Source organism: Pseudomonas nicosulfuronedens (genome assembly GCF_005877905.1).
In the GTDB taxonomy this organism is placed as follows: domain Bacteria; phylum Pseudomonadota; class Gammaproteobacteria; order Pseudomonadales; family Pseudomonadaceae; genus Pseudomonas; species Pseudomonas nicosulfuronedens.
This window is the reverse complement of sequence record NZ_SWDV01000012.1, coordinates 175,913-200,371: the sequence shown is the minus strand read 5'-3', so window position 1 is coordinate 200,371 and position 24,459 is coordinate 175,913. Positions and strand designations below refer to the sequence as shown.

Annotated in this window: 21 protein-coding genes; 18 read left to right on the top strand and 3 right to left on the bottom strand. The window is 63.3% G+C overall.

Annotation, left to right across the window (positions count from 1 at the left end; all coding sequences use genetic code 11):
- The first annotated feature begins 8 nt into the window (after nt 1–8).
- From rseP to ispD, 16 genes are all read left to right on the top strand, one after another.
- A complete protein-coding gene (rseP, locus tag FAS41_RS12735) occupies nt 9–1,361 on the top strand; it encodes a sigma E protease regulator RseP (protein WP_138522705.1) in 1,353 nt (450 codons plus the stop codon).
- Between the two features lie 73 nt (nt 1,362–1,434).
- Entirely contained in the window at nt 1,435–3,828 is a 2,394-nt protein-coding gene (bamA, locus tag FAS41_RS12730; protein WP_138522703.1) for an outer membrane protein assembly factor BamA, read from the top strand.
- A 48-nt stretch (nt 3,829–3,876) separates the two neighbouring features.
- A complete protein-coding gene (locus FAS41_RS12725; RefSeq protein WP_138522701.1) occupies nt 3,877–4,380 on the top strand; it encodes an OmpH family outer membrane protein in 504 nt (167 codons plus the stop codon).
- Nucleotides 4,380–5,441 carry a UDP-3-O-(3-hydroxymyristoyl)glucosamine N-acyltransferase gene (gene lpxD, locus FAS41_RS12720; protein WP_138522699.1) on the top strand — a complete coding sequence of 354 codons (1,062 nt, stop codon included), beginning with the start codon at nt 4,380–4,382 and terminating at the stop codon, nt 5,439–5,441. The genes FAS41_RS12725 and lpxD overlap by 1 nt, the downstream gene beginning before the upstream one ends.
- 48 nt (nt 5,442–5,489) lie before the next feature.
- Nucleotides 5,490–5,930, top strand: a complete 441-nt coding sequence (fabZ, locus tag FAS41_RS12715; protein ID WP_138522697.1) for a 3-hydroxyacyl-ACP dehydratase FabZ — start codon at nt 5,490–5,492, stop codon at nt 5,928–5,930.
- Nucleotides 5,927–6,703, top strand: a complete 777-nt coding sequence (gene lpxA / locus FAS41_RS12710; protein WP_138522695.1) for an acyl-ACP--UDP-N-acetylglucosamine O-acyltransferase — start codon at nt 5,927–5,929, stop codon at nt 6,701–6,703. Before fabZ ends, lpxA begins: the two co-directional genes overlap by 4 nt.
- Nucleotides 6,704–6,705: 2 nt before the next feature.
- Entirely contained in the window at nt 6,706–7,848 is a 1,143-nt protein-coding gene (gene lpxB, locus FAS41_RS12705) for a lipid-A-disaccharide synthase (RefSeq protein ID WP_138522693.1), read from the top strand.
- Complete coding sequence (rnhB, locus tag FAS41_RS12700; RefSeq protein WP_138522691.1) at nt 7,848–8,459, top strand: ribonuclease HII; 612 nt, start codon at nt 7,848–7,850, stop codon at nt 8,457–8,459. The genes lpxB and rnhB overlap by 1 nt, the downstream gene beginning before the upstream one ends.
- 154 nt (nt 8,460–8,613) lie before the next feature.
- Nucleotides 8,614–12,144 carry a DNA polymerase III subunit alpha gene (dnaE, locus tag FAS41_RS12695; protein ID WP_138522689.1) on the top strand — a complete coding sequence of 1,177 codons (3,531 nt, stop codon included), beginning with the start codon at nt 8,614–8,616 and terminating at the stop codon, nt 12,142–12,144.
- Between the two features lie 114 nt (nt 12,145–12,258).
- Nucleotides 12,259–13,209: an acetyl-CoA carboxylase carboxyl transferase subunit alpha gene (gene accA, locus FAS41_RS12690; protein ID WP_138522687.1), complete on the top strand. Its 951-nt coding sequence runs from the start codon at nt 12,259–12,261 to the stop codon at nt 13,207–13,209.
- A gap of 69 nt (nt 13,210–13,278) precedes the next feature.
- Nucleotides 13,279–14,598 carry a tRNA lysidine(34) synthetase TilS gene (tilS, locus tag FAS41_RS12685; RefSeq protein ID WP_138522684.1) on the top strand — a complete coding sequence of 440 codons (1,320 nt, stop codon included), beginning with the start codon at nt 13,279–13,281 and terminating at the stop codon, nt 14,596–14,598.
- 171 nt (nt 14,599–14,769) lie between these two features.
- Entirely contained in the window at nt 14,770–16,398 is a 1,629-nt protein-coding gene (locus FAS41_RS12680; protein WP_024766069.1) for a CTP synthase, read from the top strand.
- A 2-nt stretch (nt 16,399–16,400) separates the two neighbouring features.
- The gene (kdsA, locus tag FAS41_RS12675; protein WP_138522682.1) at nt 16,401–17,246 is read left to right on the top strand and encodes a 3-deoxy-8-phosphooctulonate synthase; all 846 of its coding nucleotides are present in this window, start codon (nt 16,401–16,403) and stop codon (nt 17,244–17,246) included.
- Between the two features lie 107 nt (nt 17,247–17,353).
- The gene (gene eno / locus FAS41_RS12670; protein WP_015476278.1) at nt 17,354–18,643 is read left to right on the top strand and encodes a phosphopyruvate hydratase; all 1,290 of its coding nucleotides are present in this window, start codon (nt 17,354–17,356) and stop codon (nt 18,641–18,643) included.
- A gap of 61 nt (nt 18,644–18,704) precedes the next feature.
- Nucleotides 18,705–18,989 (top strand): cell division protein FtsB, encoded by a 285-nt coding sequence (gene ftsB / locus FAS41_RS12665; RefSeq protein ID WP_017521200.1) that lies wholly within the window; start codon nt 18,705–18,707, stop codon nt 18,987–18,989.
- Nucleotides 18,986–19,684, top strand: coding sequence for a 2-C-methyl-D-erythritol 4-phosphate cytidylyltransferase (gene ispD, locus FAS41_RS12660; protein ID WP_138522680.1), 699 nt, complete (start codon nt 18,986–18,988; stop codon nt 19,682–19,684). The genes ftsB and ispD overlap by 4 nt, the downstream gene beginning before the upstream one ends.
- Nucleotides 19,685–19,803: 119 nt before the next feature.
- Here the strand turns inward: ispD and yedF are convergent, their stop codons facing one another.
- From yedF to FAS41_RS12645, 3 genes are all read right to left on the bottom strand, one after another.
- On the bottom strand, nt 19,804–20,052 hold the full coding sequence (gene yedF, locus FAS41_RS12655) for a sulfurtransferase-like selenium metabolism protein YedF (RefSeq protein ID WP_138522678.1): 249 nt from the start codon (nt 20,050–20,052) through the stop codon (nt 19,804–19,806).
- Nucleotides 20,018–21,244: a selenium metabolism membrane protein YedE/FdhT gene (gene yedE / locus FAS41_RS12650; RefSeq protein ID WP_138522676.1), complete on the bottom strand. Its 1,227-nt coding sequence runs from the start codon at nt 21,242–21,244 to the stop codon at nt 20,018–20,020. Before yedE ends, yedF begins: the two co-directional genes overlap by 35 nt.
- An 89-nt stretch (nt 21,245–21,333) precedes the next feature.
- Complete coding sequence (locus FAS41_RS12645) at nt 21,334–22,218, bottom strand: LysR substrate-binding domain-containing protein (RefSeq protein WP_138522674.1); 885 nt, start codon at nt 22,216–22,218, stop codon at nt 21,334–21,336.
- A 216-nt stretch (nt 22,219–22,434) separates the two neighbouring features.
- Between FAS41_RS12645 and FAS41_RS12640 the strand changes: the two genes are divergently transcribed.
- Both FAS41_RS12640 and fghA read left to right on the top strand, forming a co-directional pair.
- Complete coding sequence (locus FAS41_RS12640; RefSeq protein ID WP_138522672.1) at nt 22,435–23,547, top strand: S-(hydroxymethyl)glutathione dehydrogenase/class III alcohol dehydrogenase; 1,113 nt, start codon at nt 22,435–22,437, stop codon at nt 23,545–23,547.
- A gap of 51 nt (nt 23,548–23,598) precedes the next feature.
- Nucleotides 23,599–24,450, top strand: coding sequence for an S-formylglutathione hydrolase (gene fghA / locus FAS41_RS12635; RefSeq protein WP_138522670.1), 852 nt, complete (start codon nt 23,599–23,601; stop codon nt 24,448–24,450).
- Nucleotides 24,451–24,459 lie beyond the last annotated feature (9 nt).

Here is a 24,459-nt window from a genome sequence, read left to right as displayed (position 1 = left end):
AGGTAGCGATGAGCGCCCTTTATATGGTGGTGGGACTGATTGTCGCCCTCGGCGTACTGGTCACCTTCCACGAGTTCGGACACTTCTGGGTCGCCCGTCGCTGCGGGGTCAAGGTCCTGCGCTTCTCCGTGGGCTTCGGCACACCGCTGGTGCGCTGGCATGATCGCCACGGCACCGAGTTCGTCGTTGCCGCCATTCCGCTGGGTGGCTACGTGAAAATGCTGGATGAGCGGGAAGGCGATGTTCCTGCCGAGTTGCTCGATCGCGCCTTCAATCGCAAGACGGTATTCCAGCGCATTGCCATCGTTGCTGCGGGCCCGATTGCCAACTTCCTGTTGGCCATCCTGTTCTTCTGGGTTCTGGCCATGCTGGGCAGCCAGCAGATCAGGCCGATCATCGGCTCCGTGGTGGCGAACAGTCCCGCGGCCATTGCTGGCCTGGCGTCCGGTCAGGAAGTGGTTGCAGTGGATGGCGAGGCTGTCGATGGCTGGAGCGGCGTCAACCTGCAGCTGGTGCGCCGCCTCGGTGAAACCGGCGAACTGAGTGTTTCGGTGCTGGAGCAGGGCTCGAGCGTTCCCGCGGTACACCAGGTGCGCATCAGTTCCTGGCTGAAGAACGAAGATAATCCCGATCCCATCGGTGGCCTGGGAATCCAGCCCTGGCGACCTGCTGTCGCACCGGTAATCGCTGAGCTGGACGAAAAGGGGCCCGCCAAGGCTGCCGGTCTGCAGATTGGTGATCGACTCGTCAGTCTGGATGGTCAGTCGGTCACGGATTGGCAGGACGTGGTCTCGCGTGTCCGCGCCATGCCTGAAGGCAAGGTGATTCTGGGTGTTGAGCGCGCCGGCCAGCGCGAGGAGCTGGCCCTGACCCTGGCAGCCAAGGGGGAGGGCAAGGCCCGCACTGGCTACCTGGGTGCAGGTGTCGCCGGCGGTCAGTGGCCGGCGGAAATGCTCCGCGAAGTGAGCTATGGACCGGTGGCGGCGGTGGGGCAGGCGCTTTCCCGAACCTGGTCCATGAGCCTGCTAACTCTGGATTCTCTAAAGAAAATGGTGCTCGGGCAGCTCTCGGTAAAAAACTTGAGCGGGCCGATAACCATTGCTAAAGTGGCGGGCGCTTCAGCCCAGTCCGGCGTAGGGGATTTTCTGCATTTCCTCGCCTATCTGAGCATCAGCTTGGGGGTTCTCAACCTGTTGCCGATTCCTGTCCTCGATGGCGGGCATCTGCTGTTCTACATGGTCGAGTGGGTGCGAGGTCGCCCACTGTCGGAGCGGGTCCAGGCTTGGGGGATGCAGATTGGCATCAGCCTGGTAGTCGGGGTCATGTTGTTGGCCCTGGTCAACGATCTGAGTCGACTGTAACCGCCCGTTGGTTTTCGGATCTGCCGCCCTTTGCGGCAGATTCTCTATTTGTCAGTTGGAATAAAAGGACTCCATGAAACGCTTTCTGCTTCCCGCGGCCCTTTCCGCGCTGATGATCGCCCAGGTTCACGCCGAGTCCTTCACTGTTTCCGATATCCGGGTCAACGGCCTGCAGCGCGTGTCTGCCGGCAGCGTGTTCGCGGCCCTGCCGCTGAACGTCGGCGAGCAGATCGACGATCGCCGCCTGGTCGAGGCGACCCGCTCGCTGTTCAAGACCGGCTTCTTCCAGGACATCCAGCTCAGCCGTGATGGCAATGTGCTGATCGTCAACGTGGTCGAGCGCCCGTCCATCTCCAGCATCGAGATCGAGGGCAACAAGGCCATCACCACCGAAGACCTGATGAAGGGTCTGAAGCAGTCCGGCCTCTCCGAAGGCGAAATCTTCCAGCGTGCGACCCTCGAGGGCGTGCGCAACGAGCTGCAGCGCCAGTACGTGGCCCAGGGCCGCTATTCTGCCGAGATCGAGACCGAAGTGGTGCCGCAGCCGCGCAACCGTGTCGCGCTGAAAATCAACATCAACGAAGGCACCGTGGCGGCCATCGCCCATGTCAACGTGGTGGGCAACACCGTCTTCTCCGAAGAAGACCTGACCGACCTGTTCGAGCTGAAGACCACCAACTGGCTGTCCTTCTTCAAGAACGACGACAAGTATTCCCGCGAGAAGCTCTCCGGCGACCTGGAACGTCTGCGTTCCTACTACCTGGACCGTGGCTACATCCACATGGATATCGCCTCCACCCAGGTGTCCATCACCCCGGACAAGAAGCACGTTTACATCACCGTCAACGTCAACGAAGGCGAGAAGTACACCGTCAGCGACGTGAAGCTTTCCGGCGACCTGAAGGTGCCGGAAGACGAAGTGAAGAAGCTCCTGCTGGTGAAGAAGGGCCAGGTGTTCTCCCGCAAGGTGATGACCACTACCTCGGACCTCATCACCCGTCGCCTGGGTAACGAGGGCTACACCTTCGCCAACGTCAACGGCGTTCCCGAGCCGAACGACGAGAACAAGACCGTGTCGATCACCTACGTGGTCGATCCGGGCAAGCGCGCCTACGTCAACCGCATCAACTTCCGTGGCAATACCAAGACCGAGGACGAAGTACTCCGTCGCGAAATGCGCCAGATGGAAGGCGGCTGGGCCTCGACCTACCTGATCGACCAGTCCAAGCAGCGCCTCGAGCGCCTGGGCTACTTCAAGGAGGTCAACGTCGAGACGCCGGCGGTTCCGGGCACCGACGACCAGGTCGACGTCAATTACAGCGTGGAAGAGCAGCCGTCCGGTTCGATCACCGCGAGCGTGGGCTTCGCCCAGAGCGCCGGTCTGATCCTCGGCGGCTCGATCAGCCAGAACAACTTCCTGGGTACCGGTAACAAGGTCAGCATCGGCCTGACCAAGTCCGACTACCAGACCCGTTACAACTTCGGCTTCGTCGACCCCTACTGGACCGTTGACGGCGTGAGCCTGGGTTACAACGCCTTCTACCGCAAGACCGACTACGACGAGCTCGATGTCGACGTTTCCAGCTACTCGGTGAACAGCCTGGGTGCCGGCGTCAGCATCGGCTACCCGATCAGCGAGACCTCGCGTCTGACCTACGGCCTGACCGTGCAGCGCGACGACATCGACACCGGTGCCTATACCGTCGACGAGATCTTCGACTTCATCGAGAAGGAAGGTGACAGCTTCACCAACTTCAAGGCGTCCATCGGCTGGTCCGAGTCGACCCTGAACAAGGGCGTGCTGGCGAACCGCGGTCACTCGCAGAGCCTGGTGCTGGAAACCACCATTCCGGGTAGCGACCTGTCTTTCTACAAGCTCGACTACCGCGGCCAGATCTTTGCGCCGCTCACCGAAACCTACACCATGCGCTTCCACACCGAGCTCGGTTACGGCGGCGCCTACGGCGATACCGATCGTCTGCCGTTCTACGAGAACTACTACGCCGGTGGTTTCAACTCGGTGCGTGGCTTCAAGGACAGCTCCCTTGGTCCGCGTAGTACGCCGAGTAAAGCGCGTGTGTCTCCTGGCCAGCCAGGTTACCCAGATGGTCCGGACGCAGACGGCCGCTATACCGACCCGGATCAGGATCCGGAAGCCTTCGGTGGTAACATCCTGATCACCGGTGGCGCGGAGCTGCTGTTCCCACTGCCCTTCGTGAAGGATCAGCGTCAACTGCGTACCGTGCTGTTCTACGACATCGGTAACGTATTCGACACTGACTGCCCGATTTCTACTACTCAGGGCTGCGATGGCGTCAAGTTCCAGGACATGGCCATGTCCGCGGGTGTCGGTCTGACCTGGATCACCGCCCTGGGCCCGCTGAGCTTCAGCCTGGCGACGCCGATCAAGAAACCGGATAACGCCGAAACCCAGATCTTCCAGTTCTCCCTGGGACAGACCTTCTAATTGGCCGTACCGTTGTAATGACAACCATGCTTTGTGCAGGAGTGCATTGTGCGTAAGTTGACCCAGTTCGTCCTGATCACCGCCGCCCTGGCAGCGAGCCCCGCGTTCGCCGACATGAAGATCGCGGTGCTCAACTATCAGATGGCACTCCTCGAGTCGGATGCGGCCAAGCAATATGCCGTGGATGCCGAGAAGAAGTTCGGCCCCCAGCTGACCAAGCTCAAGGCCCTGGAAACCGACGCCAAGTCCCTGCAGGACAAGCTGGTCAACGGCGGCAGCAAGATGTCCAACGCCGAGCGTGAAAAGGCTGAAGGCGACTTCAAGCAGAAGGCCCGCGACTTCCAGTTCCAGTCCAAGGAGCTGAACGAAGCCAAGGCCGTTGCCGACCGTGACATGCTGAAGAAACTCAAGCCGAAGCTGGACCAGGCTGTCGAGGAGACCATCAAGAAAGGTGGTTATGACCTCGTGGTCGAGCGTGGTGCCGTGGTTGACGTCAAGCCGCAGTACGACATCACCCGCCAAGTCATCGAGCGCATGAACCAACTGCGCTGATGATGACCGAGCTGTCCTTTACTCTCGCCGAACTGGCCGCGCAACTCGATGCCGAGTTGCGCGGCGATCCCGCACAGGTGATCAGCGGGCTGGCTACCCTGCAGGACGCAGGTGCCGGTCAGTTGAGTTTCCTGGCCAATCCGCAGTACCGAAAGTTCCTCGAAGGCAGCCAGGCCGGCGCCATTCTGCTGACTGCTGCTGATGCCGAAGGCTTTACCGGCAATGCGCTGATCGTTCCCAATCCCTACCTGGCCTATGCCGGCCTGTCCCACCAGTTCGACCGCAAGCCCAAGGCGCCGGTCGGCATTCATCCGACCGCCGTGGTCGATGAAGGGGCGCAGGTCGATGCGACGGCCAGTATCGGTCCTTATGCCGTGATCGAGGCGGGCGCGCAGATTGGCGCCAACGTCACCATTGGTGCCCATTGCTTCGTCGGCGCGCGCAGCGTGGTTGGCGAGGGTGGCTGGCTTGCACCGCGCGTTACGCTCTACCACGACGTCCGCATCGGCAAACGTGTGGTGATCCAGTCCGGTGCCGTGCTGGGTGGTGAGGGCTTCGGCTTCGCCAACCACAAAGGGGTCTGGCAGAAGATCGCGCAAATTGGCGGCGTAACCCTGGGTGATGACGTCGAGATCGGCGCCAATACCACCATCGATCGTGGCGCGCTGTCCGACACCATCGTCGGTAACGGCGTGAAGCTGGACAACCAGATCATGATCGCCCACAACGTGCAGATCGGTGACCACACGGCCATGGCCGGCTGTTGCGGGATTTCCGGCAGCGCCAAGATCGGCAAGCACTGCATGCTCGCCGGCGGCGTCGGCCTAGTCGGCCACATCGAGATTTGTGACAACGTCTTCGTCACCGGGATGACCATGGTGACCCGTTCGATCACCGAACCGGGCTCCTACTCGTCCGGTACCGCCATGCAGCCCGCGGCTGAATGGAAGAAGAGTGCCGCGCGCATTCGTCAGCTGGATGACATGGCCCGTCGTCTGCAGCAGCTGGAAAAGCGCCTGGCCGCCGTGACCCCAAGCGGAGACGCTCCATCAGATGCGTGATCCACGCATTTTTTGGCGTTTCCCTTTTCTGAACAGGCTCCCCTGAACATGATGGACATCAACGAGATTCGCGAATACCTGCCTCATCGCTACCCCTTCCTGCTGGTGGATCGGGTGGTGGAGCTGGACATCGAAGGCAAGCGCATTCGCGCCTACAAGAATGTCAGCATCAACGAGCCGTTCTTCAATGGCCACTTCCCGCAGCACCCGATCATGCCGGGCGTGCTGATCATCGAAGCCATGGCCCAGGCGGCCGGAATCCTCGGCTTCAAGATGCTCGACGTGAAGCCGGCCGATGGCACTCTCTATTACTTCGTCGGCTCCGATAAGCTGCGCTTCCGCCAGCCGGTGCTGCCGGGTGACCAGCTGCAGCTCAACGCCCAGTTCATCAGTGTCAAGCGCGGCATCTGGAAGTTCGACTGCAATGCCACCGTGGACGGCAAGCCGGTATGCTCGGCTGAAATCATCTGTGCGGAACGCAAACTATGAGTTTGATCGATCCTCGCGCCATCATCGACCCGCGCGCAAAGCTGGCTGACGACGTAGAAGTGGGCCCCTGGTCCATGGTCGGGCCGGATGTGGAGATCGGCGAAGGTACGGTGATCGGTCCGCACGTGGTGGTCAAAGGCCCCACGAAGATCGGCAAGCACAATCGGATTTTCCAGTTCTCCAGCGTGGGGGAAGATACCCCTGACCTGAAGTACAAGGGCGAACCGACTCGCCTGGTGATTGGCGATCACAACGTGATCCGCGAGGGTGTGACCATTCATCGCGGCACCATCCAGGATCGCTCGGAAACCACCATCGGCGACCACAACCTGCTCATGGCCTACGTGCACATCGGCCACGACAGTGTGATCGGCAACCATTGCATCCTCGTGAACAATACTGCGCTGGCAGGTCATGTTCACGTGGATGACTGGGCGATCCTCTCCGGCTACACGCTGGTGCATCAGTTCTGCCGTATCGGCGCTCACGCCTTCTCCGGCATGGGCACCACCATCGGCAAGGACGTCCCGGCTTATGTGACGGTCTTCGGCAACCCCGCCGAGGCCCGCAGCATGAACTTCGAGGGCCTGCGCCGTCGTGGCTTCAGCGCCGAATCGATCCAGGCGCTGCGCCGGGCCTACAAGGTGGTCTACCGCCAGGGCCTGACGGTGGATGAGGCGCTGGCCGAACTGGCCGAAGTTTCCGCGCAGTTCCCGGAAGTCGCGGTGTTCCGCGACTCCATCCAGAGCTCCACCCGCGGCATCACCCGCTGACCATGCAATCGACCGCACGCAAGCTGCGCGTCGCCCTGGTCGCGGGCGAGGCGTCCGGCGATATCCTCGGCTCCGGACTCATGCAGGCGCTCAAGCAGCGCCACTCCGACATCGAGTTCATCGGTGTCGGCGGTCCGCGCATGGAAGCCGAAGGGCTGAAGTCGCATTTCCCCATGGAACGCTTGTCGGTCATGGGGTTGTTCGAGGTCCTGGGGCGTCTGCGCGAACTGCTTCGCCGGCGCAAGGATCTGGTGCAAATGCTGATCGCGGCCAAGCCGGATGTGTTCATCGGCATCGATGCGCCGGACTTCACCCTCAATATCGAATTGAAGCTGCGTCGCGCGGGCATCCGCACGGTGCACTACGTCAGCCCGTCGGTCTGGGCCTGGCGGCAGAAGCGTGTGCTGAAGATCAAGGAAGCCTGCGATCTGATGCTCGCGCTCTTCCCCTTCGAGGCGCGCTTCTACGAAGAGCATGCGGTGCCGGTGCGTTTCGTCGGCCATCCGCTGGCCAACACCATTGCGCTGGAGGCTGACCGCGCCGGCGCACGCGAACGTCTCGGTCTTCCGCAGGACGCCTGCGTTGTCGCGCTTCTGCCCGGTAGCCGGGGAGGCGAGGTTGGCAAGCTGGGTGCGTTGTTCCTCGATACCGCTCAGCGCCTGCTGCAGAGCCGTCCCGATTTGCGCTTCGTGCTGCCTTGCGCGAGCCCTGATCGTCGTTTGCAGATCGAAGAAATGCTCTCCGGTCGCGATCTGCCGGTGCAATTGCTCGATGGTGCCTCCCATGAGGCGCTGGCCGCGTGCGATGCCGTGCTGATCGCGTCGGGCACCGCCACGCTGGAAGCGCTGCTTTACAAACGGCCGATGGTCGTTGCCTACAAGGTCGCGCCCATGACCTATCGCATTCTCAAGCGCCTGGTAAAGAGTCCGTACATCTCGTTGCCAAACCTGCTGGCTGGCCGTCTACTGGTTCCGGAGCTGATCCAGGACGCGGCAACGCCAGAGACGCTGGCCACGACCTTGCTGCCCCTGCTCGACGACGGCAGCGTACAGACCGAACCCTTCGACGCCATCCATCGCGCCTTGCGCCAGGATGCGTCCGCGCAGGCCGCCGAAGCGGTGCTCGCCCTGGTGGAGAAACGTTGATGCAGATGGGCCTGGACTTCACCCTGGTGGAAGAGCTGGTAGCCGGTGTCGATGAAGTGGGTCGTGGTCCTCTGTGCGGTCCAGTGGTCACCGCCGCAGTGATCCTCGACCCGACGCGCCCGATCAAGGGTCTCAACGACTCGAAGAAGCTCAGCGAAGCGCGACGCGAGGCGCTGTTCGACGAGATCCGCGAGAAGGCCCTGGCCTGGTGCATAGCCCGTGCCGATGTGCATGAGATCGACCAGTTGAACATCCTCCACGCCACGATGCTCGCCATGCAGCGCGCGGTGGAGGGCCTGAGCGTCACGCCGAAGCTCGCGCTGATCGATGGCAATCGCTGCCCGAAACTGAAGGTGCCCTCCGCGCCGGTCGTCCAGGGTGACGCCAAGGTCCCGGCCATTGCTGCCGCGTCGATTCTGGCCAAGGTCAGCCGCGACCGCGAGATGCAGGAAATGGAAGCCCTTTACCCCGGCTACGGCATTGGCGGGCACAAGGGCTACCCGACCCCGGTGCACCTCGAAGCCCTGAGGCGCCTGGGTCCGACACCCATCCACCGCCGGTCCTTCGGGCCGGTGCGTGCGCTGCTGGAAAATCCCGCCGGCATCCTGTAACGCCCTGTTATTTCTCTGGAATTCCTCGCGGCCAGCGCTTCTGCGGTGACTTGAAACACCCGGCGCGACGGCTGGCCCATTGATCCCTGTAGCTTTGCGGACAGCCCCGGTACAATCCGGGGCTTGCCGTTTTTCGCGTTTGCCAAGGACCACCATGACCGCCACCTTCGTTCACCTGCGTCTGCACACCGAATTCTCCCTGGTCGACGGCCTGGTGCGGGTCAAGCCGCTGATCAAGGCGGTCGGCGGAGCGGGTATGCCAGCGGTGGCGGTGACCGACCTGAGCAACATGTGCTCGCTGGTGAAGTTCTACAAGACGGCCATGGGCGGCGGCATCAAGCCGATCTGCGGCGCCGACATCTGGCTGGCCAACCGCGACGAGGACGGCCCACTGACTCGCCTGACTCTGCTGGCGATGAATGCCAAGGGCTACCGCAACCTGACCGAGCTGATTTCCCGTGGTTGGCAGGAAGGCCAGCGCAATGGCGAGATCATCATCGAACGCCAATGGGTCAAGGAGGCCGCCGAAGGCCTGATCGCGCTGTCCGGCTCCAAGGAAGGCGAGATCGGCATGGCCCTGCTGGAAGGTGACGACGCCCTGGCAGACTCCCTGCTGGCCGAGTGGCTGGAGGTTTTCCCGGATCGCTTCTACCTGGATATCCAGCGCACCAGTCGCGTGAACGACGAAGAACACGTGCATGCTGCCGTGGCCCTGTCCGCGCGCAGTGGTGCACCGCTGGTGGCGACCAACGACGTGCGCTTCATCAAGGAGGCAGACTTCGAGGCCCACGAGACCCGTGTCTGCATCGGCGAAGGTCGCGCCCTGGATGACCCGCGTCGCTCGCGCAGCTATTCCGATCAGCAGTACCTGAAGAGCCCGGAAGAAATGGCCGAGCTGTTCAGTGATATTCCCGAGGCTCTGGAAAACTCCGTCGAGATCGCCAAGCGCTGCAACATCGACGTGCAGCTGGGCAAGTACTTCCTGCCCAACTTCCCGATCCCCTACGACGACATGGATATCAACGACTACCTGCGCCATGTCTCCTACGAAGGTCTGGAAGAGCGCCTGGCGGTGCTGTGGCCGAAAGAGACCACGCCCAACTACGAAGAGAAGCGGCAGATCTACGTCGATCGCCTGGAGTTCGAGCTGGGTACCATCATCCAGATGGGCTTCCCCGGCTACTTCCTGATCGTGATGGACTTCATCAAGTGGGCCAAGAACAACGGCGTGCCGGTGGGCCCCGGCCGGGGTTCGGGTGCCGGCTCGCTGGTCGCCTACGTGCTGAAGATCACCGACCTCGACCCGCTGGCCTATGACCTGCTGTTCGAACGTTTCCTTAACCCTGAACGTATTTCCATGCCCGACTTCGACGTCGACTTTTGCATGGAGGGCCGCGACCGGGTGATCGACTATGTGGCCGGCGCCTATGGCCGCAACGCGGTGAGCCAGATCATCACCTTCGGCTCCATGGCCGCGAAGGCGGTGGTGCGCGACGTGGCGCGGGTGCAAGGCAAGTCCTACGGCCTGGCCGACAAGCTGTCGAAGATGATTCCCTTCGAAGTGGGCATGACGCTGGAGAAAGCCTTCGAGCAGGAGGAAATGCTCCGCGACTTCCTCAAGACCGACGAGGAAGCCCAGGAAATCTGGGACATGGCGCTCAAGCTGGAAGGTGTCACCCGCGGTACCGGCAAGCATGCCGGTGGTGTGGTGATCGCGCCGACCAAACTGACCGACTTCGCCCCCATCGCCTGTGACGAAGAGGGCGCCGGCCTGGTGACCCAGTTCGACAAGGACGACGTGGAAGCCGCGGGTCTGGTGAAGTTCGACTTCCTCGGCCTGCGTACCCTGACCATCATCAAGTGGGCGATGGAGATCATCCATCGCATCCAGCAGAAGAACGGCGAGACCGAGCTGGTCGACATCGACCGCATTCCGCTGGACGACAAGAAGACCTACGACCTGCTGCAGAAGGCGGAAACCACCGCGGTCTTCCAGCTTGAATCGCGCGGCATGAAGGAGCTGATCAAGAAGCTCAAGCCGGACTGCCTGGAAGACCTCATCGCACTGGTGGCGCTGTTCCGTCCCGGTCCGCTGCAATCGGGCATGGTGGACGACTTCATCAACCGCAAGCACGGTCGCGAGGAAATCTCCTACCCGCACCCGGATTACCAGTACGCAGGCCTCGAACCCGTGCTCAAGCCCACCTACGGCATCATCCTGTACCAGGAGCAGGTGATGCAGATCGCCCAGGTGATGGCGGGCTACAGCCTCGGCGGCGCGGACATGCTGCGTCGTGCCATGGGCAAGAAGAAGCCCGAGGAAATGGCCAAGCAGCGCGGCGGCTTCATCGAAGGCTGCTCCAGCAACGGCATCGACGAAAACCTGTCGGGCAACATCTTCGACCTGGTGGAAAAGTTCGCCGGCTACGGCTTCAACAAGTCGCACTCGGCTGCCTATGGCCTGGTGTCATACCAGACCGCCTGGCTGAAGACCCACTGGAAGGCCCCGTTCATGGCCGCGGTACTCACCGCGGATATGCAGAACACCGACAAGGTGGTGACGCTCATCGAAGAGTGCCGCCACATGAAGCTGCGCATTCTGGCGCCGGACGTGAACAACTCCGAGTTCCGCTTCACCGTGGATGACGACGGTCAGATCGTCTATGGCCTGGGTGCGATCAAGGGCGTCGGCGAGGGCCCGGTGGAAGCCATCACCGAGTGCCGCAACGAAGGCGGGCCGTTCACGACTCTGTTCGACTTCTGCGACCGCATCGACCTCAAGCGCGTCAACAAGCGAACCCTGGAGGCGCTGATCCGCGCCGGCGCGCTGGACCGTCTCGGCCCGCACTTCTTTGAGGAGCAAAAGGCCTACCACGCCCACGTCGATATCAACCGCGCCGTGCTGCTGGCGTCCATGGAAGAAGCCGTGAAGGCCGCCGAGCAGACCTCGCGCAGCCACGACAGCGGTCACATGGACCTGTTCGGCGGCGTCTTCGCTGAGCCCGAGGCGGACGTCTACGCCAACCACCGCAAGGTCAAGGAGCTCAACCTCAAGGAGCGCCTGAAGGGCGAGAAAGATACCCTCGGTCTGTACCTGACCGGCCACCCCATCGACGAATACGAAGGCGAGGTGCGACGTTTTGCCCGCCAGCGCATCGTCGAGCTGAAACCTGCGCGTGATACCCAGACCGTCGCCGGCCTCATCGTCAACCTGCGGGTCATGAAGAACAAGCGCGGCGACAAGATGGGCTTCGTGACCCTGGACGATCGCTCGGGCCGGATCGAGGCCTCGCTGTTCGCCGAAGCCTTTGCCGCCAACCAGGCGTTGTTGCAGACCGACGCGCTGGTGGTGATCGAGGGCGAGGTCAGCCAGGACGATTTCTCCGGCGGCCTGCGCCTGCGCGCCAAGCGCGTGATGGGGCTGGAAGAGGCTCGCACCTCGCTGGCGGAAAGCCTGCGGGTGCGCGTCCATGCCGATGCGCTCAAGGGTGACCGCCTGCGCTGGCTGGCCGATCTGTGCACCCGCCACCGTGGGAGTTGCCCGGTCACCGTGGACTACAGTGGCGAGCAAGCGCGCGCCCTGTTGCAGTTCGGTGAGCAATGGCGAATCGACCCGGCAGACAACCTGATTCAAGCGTTGCGTGACCAGTTCGGCCGCGACAACGTCTTCCTGAACTACCGCTAGTGAAGCCGGTGGCCAAAGGCCGCCCGCCCGCCAGTCTCGACCCTTGGCGCCCGATACCGTAAGGTAGGGCGCCTACGGACCAGGCCCAGCCGCCAACAGAACGACGGATAGCCCATGAACCCGAATTTTCTCGATTTCGAACAGCCCATTGCCGACCTGCACGCCAAGATCGAAGAGCTGCGCCTGGTCGGTAACGACAACGCGCTGAACATCACCGACGAAATCTCCCGTCTGCAGGAGAAGAGCAAGGCGCTGACCGAGAACATCTTCGGCAACCTGTCCAGCTGGCAGATCGCTCAGCTCGCGCGCCATCCGCGTCGCCCCTATACCCTGGATTACATCGAGCACATCTTCACCGAGTTCGAAGAGCTGCACGGCGACCGCCACTTCTCCGATGACGCCGCGATTGTCGGTGGCGTTGCCCGTCTGGAAGACCAGCCGGTGATGATCATCGGCCACCAGAAGGGCCGTGAAGTCCGTGAGAAGGTACGCCGCAATTTCGGCATGCCGCGTCCGGAAGGCTACCGCAAGGCCTGCCGCCTGATGGAAATGGCCGAACGCTTCAAGATGCCGATCCTGACCTTCATCGACACCCCCGGCGCCTACCCGGGCATTGATGCCGAAGAGCGCGGCCAGAGTGAAGCGATCGCCTGGAACCTGCGCGTCATGGCGCGCCTGAAGACCCCGATCATCGCCACCGTCATCGGCGAAGGCGGCTCCGGCGGCGCACTGGCCATCGGCGTCTGCGACCAGCTGAATATGCTGCAGTACTCCACTTACGCGGTGATCTCGCCCGAAGGTTGCGCCTCGATCCTCTGGCGTACCGCCGAGAAGGCACCGGAAGCGGCCGAAGCCATGGGTATCACCGCCAACCGCCTGAAGGACCTGGGTATCGTCGACAACGTCATCCCCGAGCCGCTGGGCAGCGCCCACCGAGATCCGGCCGCCATGGCCGAGACCATTCGCAACTCCCTGCTCGGCCAGCTCGATACGCTGAACCAGTTGAGCACCGAAGAACTCCTCGCGCGCCGCTACGAGCGCCTGATGAGCTACGGCGTCGCCTGATCGACGCCTTCGGCGCAGCGCGGGTGACGAGGTATCCTTGCCTCGTCCCCGACCCTGCCGATCTGCGCCATGCCTGCTGATTTCGAATCCCGACTGCTGAATTTCCTCGCGCCCTGGCGCAACGCGCCAGCGTGGCGTATCGCGCTGTCCGGCGGGCTGGATTCCACCGTTCTCCTGCATCTCCTGGTGCAGATCGCCTCTCGCGAGGCCTTGCCACCCATTTCCGCCATTCATGTGCACCATGGCCTGCAGGCTGTTGGTGATGCCTGGCCGGAACACTGCCAGCACTTCTGCGATTCCCTTGGTGTGCCGATGCGGGTGGTCCGCGTGCAGGTCGATGACGGTGCGAGCCTGGAGCGCGCCGCGCGCGAGGCGCGGTATACGGCTTTCGCCGAGGCGCTGGGGGAGGGCGAATGCCTGCTGACCGGCCAGCACCGTGACGATCAGGCGGAGACCGTTCTGTTCCGGCTGTTCCGCGGTGCCGGGGTGCGGGGGCTGTCCGGGATGGCCGCCTGTCGTCCGCTGGGCTCTGGTGTGTTACTGCGCCCGCTTCTGGGGATTCATCGTGCGGAGCTGGAACGGTACGCCCGCCGCCACGGGCTGAGCTGGGTGGAGGACCCTTCCAATGCCTGCCACGATTTCGACCGCAACTACCTGCGCAACCGGGTGCTGCCGGGCGTCGTCCGGCGCTGGCCCTCGGCCGTCGAAACCATCACTCGCAGCGCCGAGCACCTGGCGGAAGCCGACAGGCTGCTCGGCGAGTTGGCACAGGGCGACTTGATTTCCGCCGGCGCCCGCAACGAATACATCGGAATGCAATTGCCTTCGCTGGCCATCGCCGCGTTGGCGGAGCTGAGCGAGCCTCGCCAGCGCAATGCGTTGCGCCACTGGCTCGCTCCGCTGGCACGTTTGCCCGACAGCGCCCACTGGGCCGGCTGGCGAGACCTGCGCGATGCCCGCGGAGACGCCGAGCCGATCTGGCGTCTCGCCGATGGCGAGTTGCGTCGTGCCCATGGCCGGCTCTGGTGGCTGGCCAACCCCTGGCTCGGCTTCGTGCCGAGGAGTCAGGCCTGGTCCGATCCGTCGCAGTCGCTATTGCTGCCCGACAATGGTGCGCTGCGTTTCGAGGGCGAACCGCCGGGCGGGCCGCTGGAAGTTCGCTACCGGCAGGGCGGGGAGGTCATGTTGCTGGCGGGGCGCGGCTCCCGCGACCTCAAGCGCCTGCTCAACGAAGCGGCCATTCCGGCTTTCATGCGAAGCCGTCTGCCGCTGCTCTGGCGAGCCGACGAACTGCTCGGCGTGGCCCTGCTGCCGGGCCTGCGGGTGGAGGCAGGGCAGGGCTGGACCCTGCGCTGGACACCTCCGACGAATGACTCGGGTTTGAGCTGATAGCGGCTTTCCGGTAGACTACGCTCCCGTCTTGTACCGCTCCTGTTGATTCGCCTGCGAATCAGTGGGAGTTCGCTATTTTCACGACGAAGTCGTGAGCCGGGTCTTGTACCCGACACCTTCGCTTCCCCGGCGGCCGAGCCGCCTAAACGCTGACATTCAGGGCTTTTCATGACGCGCTACATCTTCGTCACGGGTGGTGTTGTTTCTTCATTGGGGAAAGGCATCGCCTCGGCTTCCTTGGCTGCCATTCTGGAAGCGCGTGGCCTGAAGATCACGATGCTCAAGCTGGACCCCTACATCAACGTCGATCCGGGCACCATGAGCCCGTTCCAGCACGGTGAGGTGTTCGTCACCCACGACGGCGCTGAGACCGACCTCGATCTGGGCCACTACGAGCGTTTCGTTCGTACCACGATGACCCAGAACAACAACTTCACCACTGGCCGCGTCTACATGGACGTGCTCCGCAAGGAGCGCCGTGGTGATTATCTGGGCGCCACCGTGCAGGTGATCCCGCACATCACCGACGAGATCAAGCGTCGCATCATCAAGGGCGCCGGCGATGCCGACGTGGCCCTGGTTGAAGTCGGCGGTACCGTCGGTGATATCGAGTCGCAACCCTTCCTCGAGGCCATCCGCCAGCTGCGCGTGGAAATCGGCTCGCGCCGCGCCATGCTGATGCACCTGACGCTGGTTCCGTACATCGCCACCGCTGGCGAGACCAAGACCAAGCCGACCCAGCACTCGGTCAAGGAACTGCGCTCCATCGGCCTGCAGCCGGACATCCTGATCTGCCGCTCCGACCATCCGGTGGACGTGTCCTCCCGTCGCAAGATTGCCCTCTTCACCAACGTGGAAGAGCGCGCGGTCATTTCGCTGGAAGACGTCGACACCATCTACCGCATTCCGTCCGTACTGCACGCCCAGGGCGTCGACGACCTGGTCGTCGAGCGCTTCGGCCTGGAGTGCGGCCCGGCCGACCTGTCCGAATGGGACCGCGTGGTCGACGCCAAGCTCAACCCCGAGCGTGAAGTCACCATCGCCATGGTCGGCAAGTACATGGAACTGCTCGACGCCTACAAGTCGCTGATCGAAGCCATGACCCACGCCGGCATCCAGAGCCGCACCAAGGTCAACCTGCGCTACATCGACTCCGAGGACATCGAGCAGCAGGGCACCAGCCTGCTCGAAGGCGCCGATGCCATCCTGGTTCCGGGCGGCTTCGGCCTGCGCGGCGTGGAAGGCAAGATCACCGCCGTGCAGTACGCCCGTGAGAACAAGGTTCCGTACCTGGGCATCTGCCTGGGCATGCAGGTGGCTGTCATCGAATACGCCCGCAACGTGCTGGGCTGGACCGATGCCAACTCCACCGAGTTCGACAAGTCCAGCGGCCACCCGGTCGTCGGCCTGATCACCGAATGGCAGGACGCTACCGGCGCCACCGAAGTGCGCACCGAAGCCTCCGACCTGGGCGGCACCATGCGCCTGGGCGCCCAGGAATGCCTGCTGTCCGCCGGCACCCTGGTGCACGACTGCTACGGCAAGGAAGTGATCGTCGAGCGTCACCGTCACCGCTACGAAGTGAACAACAACCTGCGTCCGCAACTGGAAGCCGCTGGCCTGAAGATTTCCGGCCGCTCCGGCGACGGCGCGCTGGTGGAAGTCGTGGAAGCTCCGGACCATCCTTGGTTCGTCGCCTGCCAGTTCCACCCGGAGTTCACTTCCACCCCGCGTGATGGCCACCCGCTGTTCAGCGGCTTCGTCAACGCCGCCCTGAAGCAAGCCGGGAAAGCCTGAACATGACCCAGAAGATCATCCGCGTCGGTGATATCCAGATCGGCAACGACCTGCCGTTCGTGCTGTTCGGCGGCATGAACGTGCTGGAGTCGCGCGACCTGGCGATGCAGGTCTGCGAAGAGTATGTGAAGGTCACCGAAAAGCTCGGTATCCCTTACGTATTCAAGGCCAGCTTCGACAAGGCCAACCGTTCCTCGATCACCTCGTTCCGTGGTCCGGGCATGGAAGAGGGGCTGAAGATCTTCGAAGAGATCAAGAAGACCTTCAACGTGCCGGTCATCACCGACGTGCACGAGCCTTACCAGGCCGCTCCGGTGGCCGAGGTCTGCGACATCATCCAGCTGCCGGCCTTCCTCTCCCGGCAGACCGACCTGGTCGTGGCCATGGCCCGGACCAAGGCGGTGATCAACATCAAGAAGGCCCAGTTCCTCGCGCCGCAGGAGATGAAACACATCCTGCGCAAGTGCGAGGAGGCGGGTAACGATCAGCTGATTCTCTGCGAGCGTGGCTCCTCCTTCGGGTACAACAACCTGGTGGTGGACATGCTCGGCTTCGGCATCATGAAGCAGTTCGAGTACCCGGTGTTCTTCGACGTGACCCACGCCCTGCAGATGCCGGGTGGTCGCGCCGATTCCGCCGGCGGCCGTCGCGCCCAGGTCACCGACCTGGCCAAGGCCGGCATGAGCCAGGGCCTCGCTGGTCTGTTCCTGGAGGCCCATCCGGACCCCGAGAATGCCAAATGCGACGGTCCGTGTGCCTTGCGCCTGAACAAGCTCGAGCCTTTCCTGTCCCAGCTCAAGCAGCTGGACGACCTGGTCAAGAGTTTCCCCACTATCGAGACTGCCTGAGAATCCGCTCGATGTGCCCCGCAGCGCCAAGCGCTGCGGGGCATCGAGCAGGTTCTGATGTCTCACCAGCCGCCCCGTTTATCTCTATCTTCGGAGTGTTATCAAGAATGGCAAAGATCGTCGACATCAAGGGCCGTGAGGTCCTGGACTCCCGCGGCAACCCGACCGTTGAAGCGGACGTGATCCTGGACAACGGCATCGTCGGCAGCGCTTGCGCCCCGTCCGGTGCATCCACCGGTTCCCGCGAGGCTCTGGAACTGCGCGATGGCGACAAGAGCCGTTACCTGGGCAAGGGCGTGCTGAAAGCCGTGGCCAACATCAATGGCCCGATCCGCGACCTGCTGCTGGGCAAGGACGCGGCTGACCAGAAAGGTCTGGATCACGCGATGATCGACCTCGACGGCACCGAGAACAAAGGCAAGCTGGGCGCCAACGCGATCCTGGCCGTCTCCCTGGCTGCCGCCAAGGCTGCCGCCCAGGCCAAGGGCGTACCGCTGTACGCGCACATCGCCGACCTGAACGGCACCCCTGGCCAGTACTCCATGCCGGTTCCGATGATGAACATCATCAACGGCGGCGAGCACGCCGATAACAACGTCGACATCCAGGAGTTCATGGTTCAGCCGGTTGGCGCTAAGAACTTCGCCGACGCGCTGCGCATGGGCGCCGAGATCTTCCACCACCTCAAAGCCGTGCTGAAGGCCCGTGGCCTGAACACCGCCGTCGGTGACGAAGGTGGCTTTGCGCCGAACCTGGCTTCCAACGAAGACGCCCTGGCCGCCATCGCCGAAGCGGTTGCCAACGCCGGCTACAAGCTGGGCGACGACGTCACCCTGGCCCTGGACTGCGCTTCCTCCGAGTTCTTCAAGGACGGCCAGTACGACCTGGAAGGCGAAGGCAAGGTGTTCAGCGCCGAAGGTTTCGCCGACTACCTCGCCGGCCTGACCCAGCGCTACCCGATCATCTCCATCGAAGACGGCATGGACGAGTCCGATTGGGCTGGCTGGAAAGTCCTGACCGACAAGATCGGCGAGAAGGTCCAGTTGGTGGGTGACGACCTGTTCGTGACCAACACCAAGATCCTCAAGCGCGGCATCGACGAGAAGATCGGCAACTCGATCCTGATCAAGTTCAACCAGATCGGCTCGCTGACCGAGACCCTGGAAGCCATCCAGATGGCCAAGGCCGCCGGCTTCACCGCCGTGATCTCGCACCGTTCGGGCGAAACCGAGGACAGCACCATCGCTGACCTGGCCGTCGGCACTGCCGCTGGTCAGATCAAGACCGGCTCCCTCTGCCGCTCCGACCGCGTTTCCAAGTACAACCAGCTGCTGCGCATCGAAGAGCAGCTGGGCGCCAAGGCGCCGTACCGTGGTCGCGCGGAATTCCGCGGCTGATCCTAGTCTGGTACGGTGAAGGGGTGGCACGAGCCACCCCTTTGCGTATGGAGCTGAAGGTTTGAGGTTACGTAGCCCTTACTGGCTGTTCGTTGTGCTGATCCTGGCGCTGGCCGGCCTGCAGTATCGTCTGTGGGTCGGTGATGGCAGCCTGGCGCAGGTGCGCGACCTGCAGAAGCAGATCGCCGACCAGCAGGGCGAGAACGAGCGCCTGCTCGAGCGTAACCGCATCCTCGAGGCGGAAGTCGCCGAGCTCAAGAAAGGCACCGAGACCGTCGAGGAGCGTGCGCGCCACGAACTCGGCATGGTCAAGGACAAGGAAACCCTCTACCAGCTCGCGCAATGACCACTCCCGCCTTCTGGGCCGTGATCCCGGCCGCCGGCATCGGTTCGCGGATGCGCGCCGACCGCCCCAAGCAATACCTCGACCTTGCCGGTCGCAGCATTCTCGAACGCACCCTCGACTGCTTCCTCGGCCATCCCCGGCTGAAGGGCCTCGTGGTGTGTCTGGCCGCCGACGATCCCTGGTGGCCGACCCTGCCGAGTGCTTCCAACGAGCTGATCCAGCGTGCCGACGGTGGCCGCGAGCGCGCCGATTCCGTGCTCAATGGCCTGCTGCGCCTGACCGAACTGGGCGCTGGCAGCGACGACTGGGTGCTGGTGCACGACGCTGCCCGGCCGAATCTGGCTCGCGCGGACCTGGATCGTTTGTTGGGCGAGTTGGAGTTCGACGGCGTCGGTGGCCTGCTTGGTGTGCCCGCGCGGGACACCCTGAAGCGCGTTGGTACTGACGGCCGCGTAGTGGAAACCATCGACCGCAGCGTGGTCTGGCAAGCCTACACCCCGCAGATGTTCCGCCTAGGTGCGTTGCATCGCGCGCTCGCCGATGCGCTGGTGGCCGAGGCGGCCATTACCGACGAGGCTTCTGCCATGGAGTGGGCGGGCTACGCGCCGCGCATGGTGGAAGGGCGGATAGACAACATCAAGGTCACCACCCCGGAAGACCTGCAGCGCCTGCAGCGCAACTTCGCCAAGCACTGACTCGCTCCCGCAAATAACTGCCTCGGTACCGTAGGGCGAATAACCTGGAACAGGTTATCCGCCGGCTCTTCCAGACGCGGCGCATAACGCTGGCGCGTTGTGCGCCCAGCGAAGCCGCTTCAGCCTTGTAGCGGCACTTCGATCAGGAAACGGAACAGCGCCCCGTGCTGCTCCACCGCCAGGCAATGGTAGCCATGGCGCTGGGTGTCTTCCGGAATGCCATGCACCGACTGCGAACAGTCGGTGATCACCTCCAGCAGGTCGCCCGGCTTGAGCGTCTCCAGGGTTTCCAGGGTGGCGATGGCGTTGTACGGGCAGTGTTCGCCGCGCAGGTCAAGCGACAGCGTCGGCGTCTTGGTTTCGGACATCGTTGGCTTTCCGTTTACGAGTGAAGCGTTGAGCGTTGAGCTGCACCAGCAGCATGCACAGCGCGAGACCGGCGAAAGTGATCAGCAGGCCGCCGCCGGGGCCGAATTCCTGCAGCAGGTTGAGCTTGGGATAGGGCAGGGCGAGGCTGGTGCCGAGCTGGTCCCAGAACACGGCGACCAGGGTGCCACCGATCACGTTGCCGACACCTACTACCCAGAAGTGCACCTGGCCCTCCATCGAGCGGTACATCCAGCCCGTCTCGCAGCCGCCGGCCAGCACGATGCCGATGCCGAACAGTACGCCGCCGATCACGGCATTCGGGCCCATCCAGAAGATCTTTGGCGGCAGGCCGTTGTGGATCGCCGCGAAGGTGCCGACGCAGGCTGCTGCCATGCCCAGCAGGATACCCAGTGCGGCCTGGGTACGGCCGGTGGTCCAGAGGTCGCGGGCGGCACTGGTGAAGCAGATCTGTGCGCGTTCGATCAGGCCGCCGAACAGCAAGCCGAACAGGCAGGCCATGCCGAGCACCAGCGAGACCTCGAAGCGCCAGGCGGCGAACAGTGCAGCGATGGCCAGTACGCTCATGCCCAGGCGCCATTGCAGCCTGGCGCGGCGGGCCAGGGCCTCGGCGCTGGGCAGGGCGGCAGGCTTGCCGCCTACTTTTAACGGAATACGCAGGAAGGGCAGCAGGCTGATCTTCACGCCGAACCAGGCACCGATCACGGTGGAAAACATGAAGGCCCAGGCATGCACCGAGAACATCGGGATGCCGGTGAAGAAGGCGGCCAGGTTGCAGCCCATGGCCTGGCGCGCGCCGAAACCGGCGATGACCCCGCCGATCAGGCCTTGCAGCAGACGCCGTTTGCTGGTCGGCCAGCGCAGGCTCACGTTGCCGGCCCAGAGCGCGCAGACCAGCGCCCCGAGGAACATGCCGATGATCATCACACCATCGATACGGTCGAGCGGCGTGCCTTGCAGGCCGATGATCTTGAAGTAGCTCCACTCCTGCGGTTGCAGGCCGAACCAGGTCAGCACGTGGCCGCCCCAGCGGGTGAACTCGCCGGTGACGGCCCAGAAGGTGCCGGTCATGGCGAAGTAATAGGCGGAGATGACGCCGAGTGCGACCAGAGTCGGCAAGGGTGACCAGAAACGCAGCAGGTAGCGTTCGCGGAAGCTGGAAAGGGCAGACATGCTGTCGTCCTTGAAACTATTGGTGGGAAACCGCCCATTTTAGCCAATCGAAGCCGCCGCCACTTGCTGCAAGACAAGGGGGAATAGTCCTAGGCAGGCTGCAGGTGCTGTAAACCCTCCTTCAGATGATCCACCAATTGCCGCACCTTGGGCGACAGGTGCCGCTGCTGTGGATAAAGCGCCCAGACCCCCGTGTTAGGTGGTTGGTGGGCCTCAAGCAGGGAGATCAGGCGACCGCTGCGCAGGTGTTCCAGCACGTAGTAATCCGGTAACTGGCACAGGCCGAATCCGCGCAGCGCTGCGTCGAGAACCGCCTGGCCGCTATTGCAGCGCCAGTTTCCCTGCACTCGGTGTTGGGTTTCGCGGCCGTCCTCGAGGAAGCTCCACTGGTCGCTGCTGCCCACCAGGCAGTTGTGCTGTGTCAGTTCCGCCACGCTTTGCGGTGTGCCGTGACGAGTCAGGTAGTCCGGAGTAGCACAGAGGTACATCACACGTGGCGCCAGGCGCGTGGCCACCAGCCGCGAGTCGCTCAGGCGGCCGAGGCGGATCGCCAGGTCGAAGCCTTCGTGGAACAGATCGAGCTGTCGGTTCGACAGCTCGATCTCCACCCGCAGCTGGCGGAACTGCGCCATGAACTCGTTCACCAAAGGCACCACGAAACGCTCGCCATAGGCCACCGCGCAGGTCATGCGTAGCAGGCCCTTGGGCTCAGCGGATAGATCGCTGACCGCTCGCAATGCCTCTTCGCGCGCATCCTGGAGGCGTCGGCAATGCTGCAGGAAAGTCTGGCCGGCTTCGCTCAGCGTTACCTTGCGGGTATTGCGGTAAAGGAGGCGGGTCTGCAGCCGCTCCTCCAGTCTCGCGACCTGGCGGCTGACGTGGGACGACGAGACGCCCAGGCGCTCGGCGGCAGCGGTGAATTGGCCGGTTTCGGCGACGGCGACGAATTCGTCCAGTCCTTCCCAGCGGTGCATCTGGATTATCCCTGTATGGCAATAATGTTTTGATTATTGCCTGATTATTCCCTGAAACGAGGTTTTCTACACTTCCAAGGCTTTGGGGCGTGCTTTTGGCGCGTTACCCCGAACGTTCCCCGACGTGGCCCAGGCCCGTCCCGGTTTCTCGGCCGTCGCGCCGAACCCGTCCGCCCCTGGCGGACGTTGTCGTTTCCTTCGTTCAGGAGTTTCCCGATGATCAAGTCCCGTGCCGCCGTCGCCTTCGCCCCCAACAAGCCGTTGGAAATTGTCGAAGTGGATGTGGCGCCGCCTCAGAAGGGCGAAGTGCTGGTGCGCATCGTCGCTACCGGCGTCTGTCACACCGACGCCTACACCTTGTCCGGCCAGGATTCCGAGGGCGTGTTCCCGTGCATCCTGGGCCACGAAGGCGGCGGCATCGTCGAAGCGGTCGGTGAGGGCGTGACCTCGCTGAAAGTGGGCGACCACGTGATCCCGCTGTACACCGCCGAATGCCGCGAGTGCAAATTCTGCAAATCCGGCAAGACCAACCTCTGCCAGGCTGTACGCGCCACCCAGGGCAAGGGTCTGATGCCTGACGGCACCAGCCGTTTCTCCTACAAGGGCGAGCCGATCTTCCACTACATGGGCTGCTCGACCTTCTCCGAGTACACCGTGCTGCCGGAAATCTCCCTGGCCAAGATCCCCGAGGAAGCACCGCTGGAGAAGGTCTGCCTGCTCGGCTGCGGCGTTACTACCGGCATCGGCGCCGTGCTGAACACCGCGAAGGTGGAAGAGGGCGCTACCGTCGCCATTTTCGGCCTCGGCGGTATTGGCCTGGCGGCGATCATCGGCGCGAAGATGGCCAAGGCGTCGCGCATCATCGCGGTGGACATCAATCCGGCCAAATTCGACATCGCCAAGGAACTGGGCGCTACCGACTTCGTCAATCCGAAGGACCACCAGAAGCCGATCCAGGAAGTCATTGTCGAAATGACCGACGGTGGCGTCGACTATTCCTTCGAGTGTGTGGGCAACGTCCAGCTGATGCGTGCGGCGCTGGAGTGCTGCCACAAAGGCTGGGGTGAGTCGACCATCATCGGCGTCGCCGGCGCCGGCCAGGAAATCAGCACCCGTCCGTTCCAGCTGGTCACCGGCCGTGTCTGGCGCGGTTCCGCCTTCGGCGGTGTGAAAGGCCGCACCGAGCTGCCGAGCTACGTGGAAAAGGCGCAGAAGGGCGAAATCCCGCTGGATACCTTCATCACCCACACCATGGGCCTGGAGAAGATCAACGAGGCCTTCGACCTGATGCATGAAGGCAAGAGCATCCGCTCCGTCATCCATTACTGATAGGCATGCCGGGGCGTGCGTGCGCCCCGGCCTTGCAGGAAGGAGATTTCCATGACGGACTCCATCGAACTGATCAGCAGCCAGAAGAGTTTCGGCGGTTGGCACCAGCGCTATCGCCATCGCTCCGAAACCCTCGGCTGCGACATGGCCTTCGCGGTCTACCTGCCGCCCCAGGCCGAGCCCGAAGCGGGCCTGCCGGTACTGTACTGGCTGTCCGGCCTGACCTGCACCGACGAGAACTTCATGCAGAAGGCCGGCGCCCAGCGCATGGCTGCCGAGCTGGGGATTGTCATCGTCGCGCCGGACACCAGTCCACGTGGGCCGGAAGTGCCCGGCGATCCGGATGGCGCGTGGGACTTCGGCCTCGGCGCCGGTTTCTACGTCAACGCCACCCAGGAGCCCTGGGCGCGCCACTACCGCATGCACGATTACGTGGTGCAGGAACTACCGGCGCTGATCGAGGCAAACTTCCCGGTTTCCCAGAAACGCGGCATCAGCGGCCACTCCATGGGTGGCCATGGTGCGTTGATCTGCGCCCTGCGCAATCCGGGTCGTTACCTGTCGCTGTCGGCCTTCGCGCCGATCACCCATCCCAGCGATTGCCCGTGGGGACAGAAGGCGCTGGGACGCTTCCTGGGTGAGGATGTTGCCGCCTGGCGCGAGTGGGATGCCGCAGAGCTGTTGGCGAATGCCAGTGAACGACTGCCGATCCTGGTGGACCAGGGGGATCGCGACGACTTCCTCTCCGTGCAGCTCAAGCCCGAAGCCCTGCGCGAAGCCGCTGCTGTGGTCGGTCATCCGCTGGAACTGCGCCTGCAGCCCGGCTACGACCACAGCTATTACTTCATTGCGAGCTTCATCGAAGATCACCTTCGCCACCACGCTGCGGCGCTCTGCGGCTGACACCCTCTG

What these genes read in the sequence shown, in the direction of transcription:
- rseP (WP_138522705.1), top strand. Translation starts at nt 9, where the DNA reads ATGAGCGCCCTTTATATGGTGGTGGGACTGATTGTCGCCCTCGGCGTA.
- bamA (WP_138522703.1), top strand. Translation starts at nt 1,435, where the DNA reads ATGAAACGCTTTCTGCTTCCCGCGGCCCTTTCCGCGCTGATGATCGCC.
- lpxD (WP_138522699.1), top strand. Translation starts at nt 4,380, where the DNA reads ATGATGACCGAGCTGTCCTTTACTCTCGCCGAACTGGCCGCGCAACTC.
- fabZ (WP_138522697.1), top strand. Translation starts at nt 5,490, where the DNA reads ATGATGGACATCAACGAGATTCGCGAATACCTGCCTCATCGCTACCCC.
- lpxA (WP_138522695.1), top strand. Translation starts at nt 5,927, where the DNA reads ATGAGTTTGATCGATCCTCGCGCCATCATCGACCCGCGCGCAAAGCTG.
- lpxB (WP_138522693.1), top strand. Translation starts at nt 6,706, where the DNA reads ATGCAATCGACCGCACGCAAGCTGCGCGTCGCCCTGGTCGCGGGCGAG.
- rnhB (WP_138522691.1), top strand. Translation starts at nt 7,848, where the DNA reads ATGCAGATGGGCCTGGACTTCACCCTGGTGGAAGAGCTGGTAGCCGGT.
- dnaE (WP_138522689.1), top strand. Translation starts at nt 8,614, where the DNA reads ATGACCGCCACCTTCGTTCACCTGCGTCTGCACACCGAATTCTCCCTG.
- accA (WP_138522687.1), top strand. Translation starts at nt 12,259, where the DNA reads ATGAACCCGAATTTTCTCGATTTCGAACAGCCCATTGCCGACCTGCAC.
- tilS (WP_138522684.1), top strand. Translation starts at nt 13,279, where the DNA reads ATGCCTGCTGATTTCGAATCCCGACTGCTGAATTTCCTCGCGCCCTGG.
- FAS41_RS12680 (WP_024766069.1), top strand. Translation starts at nt 14,770, where the DNA reads ATGACGCGCTACATCTTCGTCACGGGTGGTGTTGTTTCTTCATTGGGG.
- kdsA (WP_138522682.1), top strand. Translation starts at nt 16,401, where the DNA reads ATGACCCAGAAGATCATCCGCGTCGGTGATATCCAGATCGGCAACGAC.
- eno (WP_015476278.1), top strand. Translation starts at nt 17,354, where the DNA reads ATGGCAAAGATCGTCGACATCAAGGGCCGTGAGGTCCTGGACTCCCGC.
- ispD (WP_138522680.1), top strand. Translation starts at nt 18,986, where the DNA reads ATGACCACTCCCGCCTTCTGGGCCGTGATCCCGGCCGCCGGCATCGGT.
- yedF (WP_138522678.1), bottom strand. Translation starts at nt 20,052, where the DNA reads ATGTCCGAAACCAAGACGCCGACGCTGTCGCTTGACCTGCGCGGCGAA.
- yedE (WP_138522676.1), bottom strand. Translation starts at nt 21,244, where the DNA reads ATGTCTGCCCTTTCCAGCTTCCGCGAACGCTACCTGCTGCGTTTCTGG.
- FAS41_RS12645 (WP_138522674.1), bottom strand. Translation starts at nt 22,218, where the DNA reads ATGCACCGCTGGGAAGGACTGGACGAATTCGTCGCCGTCGCCGAAACC.
- FAS41_RS12640 (WP_138522672.1), top strand. Translation starts at nt 22,435, where the DNA reads ATGATCAAGTCCCGTGCCGCCGTCGCCTTCGCCCCCAACAAGCCGTTG.
- fghA (WP_138522670.1), top strand. Translation starts at nt 23,599, where the DNA reads ATGACGGACTCCATCGAACTGATCAGCAGCCAGAAGAGTTTCGGCGGT.